We start from the raw sequence: 14,603 nt of genomic DNA on the forward strand, positions 1-14,603 counted from the left end.
CGATATAATGGCAAAAAAGTATGATGTAATTGTAATCGGTGCTGGTCCAGCCGGAATGACGGCAGCATTGTATGCATCACGAGCCGAACTATCTGTATTAATGCTTGATCGTGGGATCTATGGTGGACAGATGAACAACACCGCCGAAATTGAGAATTATCCCGGATTTAAATCAGTCTTAGGACCAGATCTATCTAAAAAAATGTACGATGGGAGTACTCAATTTGGTGCTGAGTATGGCTACGGAACCGTTACTGGCATTGACATTGATGGCGATAAGCGGATTGTTAAGACTGAAGACGGTGACTATGAGGCTCCTTCTGTAATTATTGGTGCTGGTTCTGAGTACAAGAAACTCGGGGTTCCCGGTGAGCAAGATTACAGTGGAAAAGGTGTTTCTTACTGTGCGGTTTGTGATGGCGCCTTCTTTAAAGGCGAAGACGTTGTTGTCGTTGGTGGCGGTGACTCTGCGATTGAGGAAGCTACTTATCTATCCAATATCGTAAAGCACGTTACGGTCATTCACAGACGTGATCAACTTCGGGCCCAGAAGATTCTGCAGAAGCGGGCCTTTGATAAGGACAATATCGATTTTGTCTGGAACAGTAACGTTACTGATATTGAAGGTGACGGTCAAAAAGTAACCGGGGTTGCGATTAAAAACAATCAGACCGGTGAAACTTCAAATATCAAAGCTTCTGGTGTCTTTATTTACGTTGGTATTTTACCAATGACTGATGCGTTCAAGAACCTTGGAATTACTGATGAACAAGGTTGGATTGACACCGATGATGAAATGAAGACTAAGATTCCCGGTGTCTTCGCGGTTGGTGACGTACGAAAGAAACATCTACGTCAAATCACGACTGCGGTCGGCGATGGCGGAACTGCAGGTCAGGGCGTCTTCAATTACGTCGAAGAGCTGAAAACTAAAGATTAAACGAAAAAGAGCAGAGTCGATCTGCTCTTTTTGTATGGAAGCTTTGGTCTAATTGCTTTGCGAAAGTATGTTCGTATGCTAGAATTATTATAAGTAACGGGAGAAAGTTAATACTTTCTCCTTTTTTTCCGAGTTTAAGAAGAGGTGCCAATATGATTAAAAAAACGAATAATAATTTTGACCTAGTTTCGAAATTTACTCCAACTGGTGATCAGCCGGAAGCCATTAAGGAATTGACTCAAGGAATCAAAAATGGTGATCGGGATCAGGTCCTTTTGGGTGCTACTGGAACTGGTAAAACCTACACCATGGCAAATGTCATTAAGAACATTAACAAGCCAACGCTGGTTTTATCGCACAATAAAACTTTAGCTGGGCAACTTTATAGTGAGCTCAAGCAGTTGTTTCCTAATAATGCGGTCGAATATTTTGTGAGTTATTATGATTTTTATCAGCCTGAGGCCTATGTTCCTTCCAGTGATACCTATATTGAAAAGGATGCTTCGATTAATGACGAGATTGATCAACTCCGCCACGCCGCTACCAGTGCGTTACTAGAACGAAATGATGTGATTGTCGTTGCTTCGGTTTCCTCAATCTTTGGTTTAGGAAGTCCAAAAGAATATCAGGACCATACGGTTTCGTTGCACGTTGGACAACAACTAGAGCGCGATGTCTTTTTGCGTCAGTTGGTTAACATTCAATTCGATCGAAACGACATTGATTTTCAACGTGGTCGTTTTCGTGTGCACGGTGATGTAGTAGAAGTCTTTCCGGCTTCTAGAAATGAACATGCCTATCGGATCGAATTTTTCGGTGACGAGATTGACCGAATTACTGAAGTTGACACGTTGACTGGTGAAGTTATCGGTGAACGAAAACAGATTACGATTTTTCCTGCCACTCACTTCTTGACTAACAAGGAAACAATGGATGTGGCTTTACCTGAAATCAAGGATGAAATGGTAAAACAGGTTGCTAACTTTGAGAAAAAGGGCAAACTACTTGAAGCTCAAAGATTAAAACAAAGAACTACCTATGACATTGAAATGATGCGTGAAATGGGATATACAACTGGGATTGAGAATTATTCTCGTTATATGGACCGCAGAAAACCTGGCGAAGCTCCATACACATTATTGGACTTTTTCCCCAAAGATTATTTGATGTTCATTGATGAATCACATCGAACGGTTCCGCAAATCGGTGGAATGTTTAACGGTGATAAGGCTAGAAAGCAGCAATTAATTGATTACGGATTTAGACTTCCCAGCGCGCTTGATAATCGACCATTAAAATTACCTGAGTTTGAAAAACGGGTTAATCAAGTGGTTTATATGTCAGCCACTCCGGGTCCATATGAAGAGGACAGGACTAATCACGTTGTCCAACAAATTATTCGTCCAACTGGACTACTTGATCCAACCGTTGAAGTTCGTCCCACGAAAGATCAAATGGATGATTTGGTTGGTGAAATCAATAAACGAGTTCAAAATAACGAGCGTACCTTCGTTACGACCTTAACCAAGAAGATGGCAGAAGATTTAACCGATTATCTAAAAGATTTGGGAATTAAAGTAAAATACTTGCACAGTGATATTAAAACCCTCGAAAGAACCCAAATTTTACGTGATTTGCGTTTGGGTAAGTTTGATGTTTTAGTTGGAATTAACCTGTTGCGTGAAGGGATTGACGTTCCCGAAACATCATTGATTGCAATCTTGGATGCTGATAAGGAAGGCTTTTTGCGTGACAAACGTTCCCTTGTACAAACAATTGGAAGAGCAGCTCGTAATTCACACGGACATGTTATTATGTACGCGGACAACGTTACCGATTCGATGAAGTACGCGATGGATGAAACTGCCCGTCGTCGTTCCATTCAGATGAAGTACAATCAGGAACACAACATTACCCCTAAGACCATTATCAAACCAATTCCTAAGGCCATTTCTGCGTATAAACAGGGCGAGAAAAACAACGATGATAATACTAATGGAAGCTTTGTTGAATCCGATTTTGACCAAATGAGTGCTAAGGATCAAAAGGAAATGATTGATAATTTAGAGGACGAAATGAGAGCGGCAGCCAAAAAACTTGATTTTGAGCAAGCTGCTAACTTAAGGGATACCGTGATGCAGCTTAAGGGTGAGAAAAAGAAAAAGTGAGGTGGTTAGATGGCAAATGACGTCATTAAAATTAAAGGCGCCCGTGAACATAATCTAAAAGACGTAAATGTTGATGTCCCCAAGAATAAAATGGTGGTAATGACCGGTTTATCTGGTTCAGGTAAGAGTTCTTTAGCTTTTGATACCCTTTACGCTGAAGGTCAACGTCGTTATGTCCAGAGTCTTTCCTCTTATGCTAGACAATTTTTGGGTCAAATGGATAAACCTGACGTTGATTCGATTGAGGGACTTAGTCCAGCCATTTCAATTGATCAGAAAACAACTTCAAAAAATCCTCGTTCAACCGTTGGAACTGTCACTGAGATTAATGATTATTTACGTTTATTGTGGGCAAGAGTTGGGACGCCAATTTGTCCAAATGATGGAACGGTCATTACTAGTCAATCCGTCGATCAAATGATTGACGAAATCATGGCCCTCCCTGAACGAACTAAATTGCAGATTATGTCACCAGTGGTCCGTGACAAAAAGGGGCAACACAAAAAAGTTTTTGAAAAGATTAAGCGGGAAGGCTTTGTAAGAGTCCGAGTAGATGGTGAAATCCATGATGCGACCGAAGATTTTGATTTAGATAAAAATAAGCGTCATAACATTGACGTGGTAGTTGACCGAATTGTCGTTAGAGACGGGATTAATTCACGATTGTCAGATTCACTTGAGACAGCTTTACGTCTAAGTGATGGATATGCCATTGCCGACTTTCTTGGTAAGCGAGAGCCGATGGTGTTTTCGGAACATTACTCTTGTCCGATTTGTGGTTTTACGGTTGGGAAACTTGAACCACGTCTTTTTTCATTTAATGCCCCATATGGAGCATGTCCTGAGTGTGATGGATTAGGAGTTAAGTTGGAAGTCGATAACGATTTAGTGGTCCCAGATCAAGATAAGACGCTTAATGAGGGAGCAATTGAACCATGGAATCCAATTAGCTCAAAATACTATCCAGCAATGTTAGAGCAGGCTTGTAAAGCCTTTAATATTGATATGGATACTCCATACCGTAAATTACCAAAGAAACAGCGTGATCTATTGATGAATGGTTCCAAGGGGAAAACGTTCCATTTTCACTACAAGAGTGATTTTGGTGGAGTTCGTGATGTCGACGCTCCCTTTGAAGGGGTCCTTAACAACGTTAAACGTCGTTATCATGAAACCAACAGTAATTTCACTCGAGAACAAATGGAAAAGTACATGACAGAATTAACTTGTCAGACTTGTCATGGGTACCGATTAAACGAAAAGGCTTTGGCAGTTAAGATTAATGGCAAACACATTGGAGAAGTTTCTGATATGAATATTGCCGATGAACGCCAATTCTTTAGTAAACTCACTTTTGGTGAACAAGATACGGTTGTTGCTCATCCAATTATTAAGGAAATCTGTGATCGACTGGAATTTTTGGAAAACGTTGGATTGAACTATTTGACCCTTTCCAGATCGGCCCGAACGCTTTCTGGTGGTGAAGCACAGAGAATTCGACTTGCAACCCAGATTGGTTCAAATCTCTCAGGAATTTTGTATGTACTTGATGAACCATCCATTGGTCTTCATCAGCGTGATAATGATCGGTTAATTAAGTCCCTGAAAAAAATGCGTGATTTAGGTAATACATTGGTCATTGTTGAACATGATTCAGATACGATGCGTTCGGCCGATTATTTAATCGATGTTGGTCCAGGAGCAGGAGAGAAGGGTGGTAAGATTGTTGCCACCGGGACTCCAGAACAAGTGGCTCAAAATCCGAAATCATTAACTGGTCAATATCTCTCTGGAAAGAAGTTTATTCCCGTTCCCTTAAAACGACGAAAGGGGAACGGCAAAAACGTCACCCTAAAGGGTGCTTTAGAAAATAATCTCAAAGACATTAACGTTAAATTTCCACTTGGTAAGTTTGACGTGGTGACGGGAGTTTCTGGTTCCGGAAAGTCTACGTTGGTTAATGATATCTTAAAACGAGCCTTGGCCCAGAAGCTGAATCATAATTCGGAAAAACCAGGTAAGTATAAATCAATCACTGGATGGAAGAACATTGAAAAACTAGTAAGTATTGATCAAAGTCCGATTGGCCGAACCCCTCGAAGTAATCCAGCTACATACACTGGAGTCTTTGATGATATTCGGGGCTTGTTTGCCCAAACTAACGAGGCCAAACTTCGCGGGTATAAAAAGGGACGGTTTAGTTTTAACATCAAGGGTGGTCGTTGTGAGACTTGTCATGGTGATGGAATCTTGAAGATTGAGATGAACTTTCTACCCGATGTTTACGTTCCGTGTGAAGTTTGTCATGGAAAACGGTATAATTCTGAAACGCTTGAGATTCAATACAAGGGAAAAAATATCGCTGAAGTTCTTGACATGACCGTGAATGAGTCGTTAGAGTTTTTCAAAGCCATCCCAAAGATTACGCGAAAGTTGCAGACCATTTCTGACGTGGGACTTGGTTACGTGAAATTAGGTCAACCAGCTAATACCTTGTCAGGTGGAGAAGCACAACGAATGAAGTTAGCTTCTGAACTCCATAAGCGTTCAACTGGAAATAACTTTTATATTCTTGACGAACCCACCACGGGACTTCATACTGATGACATCAAACGATTAATTGGGGTCCTTTCTAAATTAGTTGATAAGGGAAATACCGTTCTGATCATTGAACACAATTTAAACGTTATTAAAGAGGCTGACCACGTGATCGACTTAGGTCCAGAAGGTGGCGCTGCCGGCGGATACGTGGTTGGAACCGGAACACCCGAACAGATTGTTAAACTGAAAAATAGTTATACTGGTGAATATTTAAAACCCGTCCTAGAGCGTGACACCAAGCGAACCATTGAGGCCGAAAAGCATCAGTAAAATTAGATGTGGTAAAATATGGTTGTAACAAACAATTGGAGGTCATATTTATGATGTACGAAGATAAAAAATGGGGATTTGATTGGTTTGAATGTCTATTTGGTGTTGTCTTATTATTAGCCGCCGTTTTGATGTTCTTCCACCCAACTGCTAGTGCTGCTGTCTTGGCGATCATATTCGCCGTCGTTGCATTAGTTGCCGGAGTAAAATCAATTTGGGTCTACCGAAAGTTAAGTCAAGAAATTGGCTATCGAAGTTTTACGATGTTAATTGGTGGTGCGATTGAAATCTTGTTAGCACTATTGTTCCTGTTTAACATTCACGCTGGGACCTTTACCCTAGGGATCCTATTTGCAGTTTGGATTCTGGTTTACTCAATCTGTCAGTTGATTGTAGTTGATCACATTCGTAATTTTAACGGTGGGGTCTTCTGGACATCACTTGTTTTTGATCTTATTACACTATTTTTAGGAATTTTCTTACTGTTAGACCCAAGTCTAGCTGCTAAGGTTTTAGCTATAATTGTGGGAATTGTCCTGTTAGTGGCAGGAATTAACATGATTATGCTGGCATTTGCTCATAAACTATAAAATTAATTAAGACACCTTAAATTAATGAGGTGTCTTTTTTTGGATTAATTCTTAATTAATATCTTAATGGGGGAAGTCTTTACTAGTTATTATTTTACAGGCATGATACTATTATATTGAATTATTAATCAATATTAGGAGGGTCATTATGAAGAATTTACTTTTAGGTTTTAGTTTGGGTGCAAACATCGTGTTAGGTTACTTAGTACTTGAAGATCGTTATGATTTAGACGATATTGCTGACCGCATCGATAACTTGAGTGACGTTGCCCAAGGTAAGGCACAGCAAATTAAGGGTGCTATCTCTGGTGACACCATGGATAAGATCAAAGGTGACCTACAAAGCAGTAAGGGGAACTTTATGAACAAAGCCCAAGATGTTAAAGATGACATCGACAGTGACCTTGATAACGAATAATTAGATAGGAAAAAAGCAATTTGCAATAATAAAGTGTCGTATAATATTTAGATTTTTTATATAAATCTATACTTCTAAGGATTCATACCGATTTAAATTGGTATGAATCCTTTTTTTTAGAAATTCGTTTATCATCAAACCGTTTGAAGAGAGTTATTCACTAGCGAGAGTTGTTCTAACTCTTTCGGATAATTAAGGCTTTTTACACATTAAGAGAATAATGAATGTGAATTTAATTATAATTAATATAATGTGATTTCTTTTATAATTTTATTCACAAACAGCCACGTAATCCAGTAAAAACCAATGTTGGTAAACATCACAAGGAATGATTTTATGTTTTGCTAATGATTTATTAGTAAATTAATTTTCACGGTAATTCTCACATAGTGCGATTAAACGGGGCTGGCGGAGCATCTTGTTGCTATACTTGGCGTTGAATTTGGCTGTCATTTTCATTATGTACAATCACTAATTAACATTTAAAATTATTATTAGGAAAAAGTAAGAATTACGTTGCTATCATTGGACATACACGGCTAATGTTACAAAACCATTACGATTTTTCGTTTTATTTACACACAATGAGAAACAATTACCTCCATGCATTGGTTAATCGTGAAAAACACTGCCATGTATGCCTTTGTTTTACTCATATTGTATAAAATACGATTGTGTTCAATTTAATTTCAGATTGTGCAATAATTACTTAAGGCTAAGTAGGCCGGTAAGTATAGATTAATTTGAAATTAGAAGGGCAGGTTTTTATTTATATGTTTAATCGTGATAGCAAAACACATTATAAGATGTATAAGGCTGGTAAACGATGGCTGTTCAGTGCAATTACAGTCACGATGTTTTCAGCCGGGATTTCAGGCGGAATCCTTATGTCTAACCAACATAATGTGAAAGCGGACGTTACTAACAACACTCAGATGAATTCACAAAATAGTGATTCGTCTGATAAGCAAGTAACAGTACCGCAAAATCAGACTACCAATGATTCGGCAACTGAACAGAACGTCATCAAGAGTGATGAGGCAGCAAATACACAGGCTAATTCATCACAAAACGACACAACTGATCAAAATGTTACCAAGAATGATGATGTTTCAGCTAAGCAGACCGACTCATCACAAAATAAGTCCTCTGATGAAAACATAGCCAAAAATAATGACACCACATCAGATAAGCAGACTGACCAAAGTGCCACTAAAAATAATGATGCATCTGACCAAAAGAAAGATGCCGCACAAGATCAATCAGCTGACAAGCAGACTGACCAAGACGCCACCAAGAACGACGATGCTTCTAACCAGAAGAAAGATGCCACACAGGATCAATCAACTGATAAGAAACCTGACTCTGATGCCACTAAACAAGACGCAACTAAGAATGATGGCACTACTAGTAAAGTAGCCGATGCATTAAAAGATCAATCAGCTGATCAAAATTCCGATCAGAAAGCAACTACAAGTGATAACGCAGTAAACAAGCAAGACGCTGCGGTAGATGCTAACCAAAAGGCTGATGATCAAGCAGCAGCCATGAAGCAAACGGCGGCAGCTTTAGCCACCGATGATGGTCAAGCTAAAGTTGCAACTACCAATTTTGCCGAAAGACAACCATTCAACGTTGACATGCAAGATCCAGATTATAAGACACTAGGAGTTCCTTGGGTCGATCCTGATGAAGAGCACTATACTTACGGATATGTAAGTGTTAATGCCCCAGAAGGCACGACCAAAGTTAAGTGGTTAGTTTGGTCAACTGATCGTAATGGTGATGGAACTGTTTATGTAAACGAAATTGATGCTGATGGTAATGTAATTGGAACTTATCTATTAAAGGATAATGGTACAACTTTGTCTTCCACTAACGTTGATGGATTGCATTACTACAAGTGGGATGATCATAATACTGGAGTTGGTTTCAATGCCGACCAACCAGATGGTTATTCACTTATTAAAGAGTGGTTCTATAACAATTCTAGTGATAGTGCTGTTCCACTTGGTCAGATGTCAATTATAACTCCAGAGGTTGTTGATCAAGTAGTTACATGGACTAACCGTGATACCGGGCAAGTAATGGTTACTAAAACTTACAAGGGAATTGCTGGTCAACATTATACGATAAGTGGATTACCACCAGAAATCCCAACCACTTATTATATTTCTACACAACCTACTAACGCGTCCGGCTCTGTTTCAAACTTTGGTGTTCCTGGTACTGTGTGGACTGAATATTATAGAGAGGGTTATCGTCTTGTTTATACTGAGACTGATGATCATGGTGGTATGAAAGTTCAACTCTTTGATAAAGATGGTAATTTAATTCAAGGTAGTGATGGTCAAGATACTTATTACATTGATGCAAATTATATGTATGATCCTGCTAACAAGCAGTATTCTTGGAGTATTGATGGATACGGTAGAATTATCCTTTTGTCAATTTATGTGCCACAATCACGGAAAATTGACTTTGGAGTTGCTCAACTGGGAAAATTAGTTCCAGTTGATTCCAATGGCAATCCAATTGACAATGGATCCCATGATGTTCCATACGAAACGCAACCAGACGATCCTACTAAAGCACAACAACCTCAATTACCCAATATTCCTGGCATGATTCCAATGGACCCCCATGATCCAAGTCAACCATTAAAGCCAGGTCCAGATGGGACTTATCCATACCCAATTACGGATCCCGGTTCAGACACTAAAGTTCCTTATGGTCCTGCTACCAGTCAAGTGACTGATAATAGTGGTCAAGGTACCATTACCGTTCACTACAAGGACGCTAACGGCAACACTGTTTCACCAGATAAGCAAGTCAGCGTTCCGTTCACAAGAACCGGGACTAGAGATAATGAGACTGGTAACATCACTTGGGGCGATTGGGAACCAGCAGGAGATGCTCATCCAGTAATCACTTCACCAACCGTTCCTAATATGACTCCTGATCAGCCAACGGTTACTGGAACCGCCACTGAAGGTAAAGATGATGTGCATACCGTTATCTACAGTGACACCCTAACAACAGTAACTGATAATAGTGGTAAGGGAACCGTGACCGTTCACTATGTTGATGTTAATGGGAAGACCATGGCAAAAGACCAGGTTGTTACCGTTCCATTTACTAGAACGGGGACTAAGAACGAAAAGACTGGTTCAATTACTTGGGGTGACTGGAAGCCAGCCGATAACGCTAACCCAGTCATTAATTCTCCCAAAATTACTGGTTACACACCAAGTCAAGCTAGTGTAACGGGTGATGCTGCTGAAGGAAAAGACGATGTTCATACCGTTGTCTACACTGCCAATGAAGAACAAGCTCATGTTGAATACATTGACCAAGATAATGGCAATAAAGTTCTAGTAACTGATAACTTAAACGGAAAGTTCGGTAGTCAATCTGATTACAGTACTGCGGATCGAATTGCTAGTTACGAAGCTCAAGGCTACGAATTGGTATCCGACGGATACCCAAGTGGTTACAAGTTTGGCGACAATAATCCCACCTTCCAAGTTGTCTTAAAGCACAAGACCAAAGAAGTTACGCCAGATAACCCCGGAAACCCAGGTCAACCAGTGGATCCCAACAACCCAACGGGACCGAAGTATCCTGATGGCACTAGCAAGGACAACTTGACTAAGTCCATTACGAGAACCATCCACTACGTTTACGCCGATGGCAGTAAAGCCGCAGATGACCAAGTAGAAACGGTTACGTTCAACAGAACCGCCACCTTTGATGAAGTAACTGGTGAGATAACTTATGGTGCTTGGACATCTGACAACGATGTCTTTAGTTCGGTTGATTCACCAGCCATTACGGGCTACACTCCTGATCAAGCGACCGTTGGTGCTTTAACTGCCACTACTGATACGAAAAATTCAGACGTTAAAGTCACATACACTGCTAACGATGAGCAAGCTCACGTTCAGTACATTGACCAAGATGATGGTAATAGGGTTATCAAGACTGACAATTTAAACGGTAAGTTTGGTTCTAAGTCTGATTACAGTACAAAGAACGAAATTGCCAGCTTAGAGGCCCAAGGTTACGAATTAGTCACTGATGGTTATCCAAATGGGTACGAATTTAATACCGACAACCCAACTTTCAAAGTTATCTTTAAACACAAGATGAAGACGGTTACCCCTGACAACCCAGGAACTCCAGGACAACCAATTGATCCAAATAACCCAACTGGACCAAAATATCCTGATGGAACTAGTAAAGATAACTTAACCAAGTCAATTACGAGAACCATCCACTACGTTTACGCTGATGGTAGTAAAGCAGCTGATGATCAAGTAGAAACCGTTACGTTTACAAGAACGGCAACCTTTGACGAAGTAACTGGTAAGTTAACTTACAGTAACTGGACTTCAACTAATGCTGTCTTTGGTGAAATCAATTCGCCTGAAATTACTGGTTACACCCCTGATAAGACCAGTGTTAGTTCTGAAACTGCTACCGCTGATACACCTGACGGAAGTGTTACCGTTACCTACAATGCCAACGAACAAAAAGCAGTAGTTAACTATGTTGACGAAGATAACGGTGATGCCGTTCTTCATACTGATTACTTAACTGGTAAGTTTGGTAGTAAATCTGGTTACTCAACCAAAAATGAAATTGCCACTTTAGAAGCTAAGGGCTACGAGTTGGTATCCGACGGATACCCTGCTGATGGCTTTACTTTCAACACTGACAATCCAACCTTTACCGTTGTTTTGAAGCATAAGACTAAGACGGTTACGCCAGATAATCCTGGTCAACCGGGACAACCAGTTGATCCAAATAACCCAACTGGACCGAAGTACCCAGATGGAACTAGTGTAAATGATCTGACTAAGAACATTACAAGAACCATCCACTACGTTTACGCTGATGGTAGTAAAGCAGCTGATGATCAAGTTGAAACGGTTACGTTTACAAGAACGGCAACCTTTGACGAAGTAACTGGTAAGTTAACTTACAGTGACTGGACTTCAACTAACGCTGTCTTTAGCTCAATTGATTCTCCAGCAATCACGGGCTACACTCCAGATAAAGCAAGTGTTGGTTCCGAAACTGCCACAGCCGACACGCCAGACGGATCTGTAACCGTTACCTACAATGCCAATGAAGAACAGGCTCGTGTTCAATACATTGACCAAGACGACGGCAACCGAGTTATTAAAACTGATAGCTTAAACGGTAAGTTTGGTTCTAAGTCGGATTACTCTACTAAAGCTGAAATTGCTGATTTAGAAAGTCAGGGTTACGAGTTAGTCACTGATGGTTATCCAAATGGGTACGAATTTAATACCGACAACCCAACCTTCAAGGTTGTCTTGAAACACAAGATGAAGACGGTTACCCCTGACAATCCAGGAAACCCAGGTGAACCAATTGATCCAAATAACCCAACTGGACCAAAATATCCTGATGGAACTAGTAAAGATAATTTAACCAAGTCAATTACGAGAACCATCCACTACGTTTATGCCGATGGTAGTAAGGCCGCTGATGATCAAGTTGAAACGGTTACGTTCACAAGAACGGCAACCTTTGACGAAGTAACGGGCAAGTTAACTTACAGTGATTGGACTTCAACGAACTCCGTCTTTGGACAAGTTGATTCTCCAGCTATCACGGGATACACTCCAGATAAGGCAAGTGTTGGTTCTGAAACTGCCACTGCTGACACACCGGACGGAAGTGTTACCGTTACCTACAATGCCAACGATGAAAAGGCTCAAGTTGAGTACATCGATCAAGACAATGGTAACAAGGTTATTCATACTGATGGCTTGAACGGGAAGTTCGGTTCTAAGTCGGATTACAGTACGAAAGATGAAATCGCTAAACTAGAAGCCCAAGGATATGAATTAGTATCTGACGGCTTCCCAGGTGATGGTTACACCTTCAATACTGATAACCCAACCTTCAAGGTTGTGCTAAAACACAAGACCAAGGAAGTTACTCCAGATAATCCAGGAAACCCAGGACAACCAGTGGATCCAAACAACCCAACGGGACCAAAATATCCTGATGGTACTAGCAAGACGGACTTGACCAAGACCATTACTAGAACCGTGCATTATGTATATGCTGACGGTAGTAAGGCTTCTGAGGATCGGATCGAAACCGTTACGTTCAACAGAACGGCCACCTTTGATGAAGTAACGGGTAAGGTAACTTACAGTAACTGGACGTCAACGAACGCTGTCTTCGGTTCAATTGTTTCCCCAACCATTACGGGATACACTCCAGATAAGGCAAGTGTTGGTTCACAAACTGCCACGGCTGACACGCCAGATTCAAGTGTCACGGTTACCTACAATGCTAACGATGAAGTCGTTCACATTAACTATGTTGATCAGGATAAAGGCAATGCCCTTATCACTAGTGATACCGTTAACGGTAAGTTTGGTAGCAAGGCTAACTACAGTACGAAAGATGAAATCGCTAAGTTAGAAGCGCAAGGATATGAATTAGTATCCGACGGATACCCTGCGGATGGCTTTACCTTTAATACTGATGGCCCAACCTTCACGGTTGTGCTCAAACACAAGACTAAGGAAGTTACGCCAGACAATCCAGGAACTCCAGGTCAACCAGTGGATCCAAACAACCCAACTGGACCGAAGTATCCTGACGGAACTAGTAAGACTGATCTCACTAAGAACGTTACTAGAACCATTCACTACGTTGATAAGAATGGTAACAAGTTAGCTGATGATGTGGTTCAATCAACTACCTTTACTAGAACGGCAACGTTTGATCAAGTTACTGGTAAGGTAACTTACAGTGCATGGACGACTAAGAGTGACGTCTTGAGTGGGGTTAACTCGCCAGTTATCAATGGTTACTACACCAACACTGCTTCAGTTGGACAAGCAACCGTTAACGCTGATTCCAACGACTCTGAAGTAACCGTTGTCTACTACGCCTTAGGTCACTTAGTTCCTGATGTTCCGGGCAGTAACCCGATCGTTTATCCAAATGATCCCAACAACCCAAGTGATGCCGGTAATCCACTTATCCCTGACATTCCTGGATACACTCCAGTTGATAAGAACGGGAACAAGTTGGTCCCTGGCACACCATATCCGATCGATCACAATGATTTAGGGAAAGATACCCCAATTCATTATGTGAAGAATGCTGAACCATCAACTCCGGTAGCTCCAAACAAACCAGAGAAACCGTCAGCACAACCGGAACCAACTAAGCCAAGTGCACCAAAGGAAGTTCCGTCAGCACAACCGGAAGCTCCGAAGGCTAAGCAGGCCCCACAAACTCCTGCTAAAGCACCGGCTCAACCAGCTAAACCCAAAGCAAAGCAAGTTCCAGCAGCTAAGCCAGCTAAAAAGTCTGAAAAGAAGACGACGTTACCACAAACTGGTCAAAGTTCTGATAGCTTCTTAAGCCTGATCGGAACCATGCTTCTGTCACTTCTCAGTTTCTTTGGCTTAGAGAAATGGTTTAAAGACCGAAAAGAAACCAAGTAAGTTTGTGATTTAAAGATTAAGCGAGATTAATAAGTTTAAAGGCTAACATCCATTTTGGGTGTTAGCCTTTTTATAAATTCATACTTTCAAGGACTCATACCGATATTT

General features: G+C 40.8%; 6 protein-coding genes. All 6 read left to right on the forward strand.

From position 1 onward, the window contains the following. Positions 1-7: 7 nt before the first annotated feature. The 6 genes from trxB to AC6UDE_RS05235 all read left to right on the forward strand — a co-directional run bounded on the left by trxB (position 8) and on the right by AC6UDE_RS05235 (position 14,495). Positions 8-940 carry a thioredoxin-disulfide reductase gene (gene trxB, locus AC6UDE_RS05210; RefSeq protein ID WP_500694436.1) on the forward strand — a complete coding sequence of 311 codons (933 nt, stop codon included), beginning with the start codon at positions 8-10 and terminating at the stop codon, positions 938-940. Positions 941-1,092: 152 nt separating this feature from the next. Continuing rightward, positions 1,093-3,108, forward strand: a complete 2,016-nt coding sequence (gene uvrB / locus AC6UDE_RS05215) for an excinuclease ABC subunit UvrB (RefSeq protein WP_500696822.1) — start codon at positions 1,093-1,095, stop codon at positions 3,106-3,108. A gap of 9 nt (positions 3,109-3,117) precedes the next feature. Next, on the forward strand, positions 3,118-5,979 hold the full coding sequence (gene uvrA, locus AC6UDE_RS05220) for an excinuclease ABC subunit UvrA (RefSeq protein WP_500696823.1): 2,862 nt from the start codon (positions 3,118-3,120) through the stop codon (positions 5,977-5,979). 50 nt (positions 5,980-6,029) lie between these two features. After that, on the forward strand, positions 6,030-6,569 hold the full coding sequence (locus AC6UDE_RS05225) for an HdeD family acid-resistance protein (RefSeq protein WP_500694433.1): 540 nt from the start codon (positions 6,030-6,032) through the stop codon (positions 6,567-6,569). Between the two features lie 148 nt (positions 6,570-6,717). Beyond that, positions 6,718-6,987, forward strand: coding sequence for a CsbD family protein (locus tag AC6UDE_RS05230; protein ID WP_500694432.1), 270 nt, complete (start codon positions 6,718-6,720; stop codon positions 6,985-6,987). Between the two features lie 773 nt (positions 6,988-7,760). Beyond that, positions 7,761-14,495, forward strand: coding sequence for a mucin-binding protein (locus AC6UDE_RS05235; RefSeq protein ID WP_500696824.1), 6,735 nt, complete (start codon positions 7,761-7,763; stop codon positions 14,493-14,495). The last annotated feature ends 108 nt before the right edge of the window (positions 14,496-14,603 follow it).

Source organism: Fructilactobacillus sp. X2R5C3, from assembly GCF_059901325.1.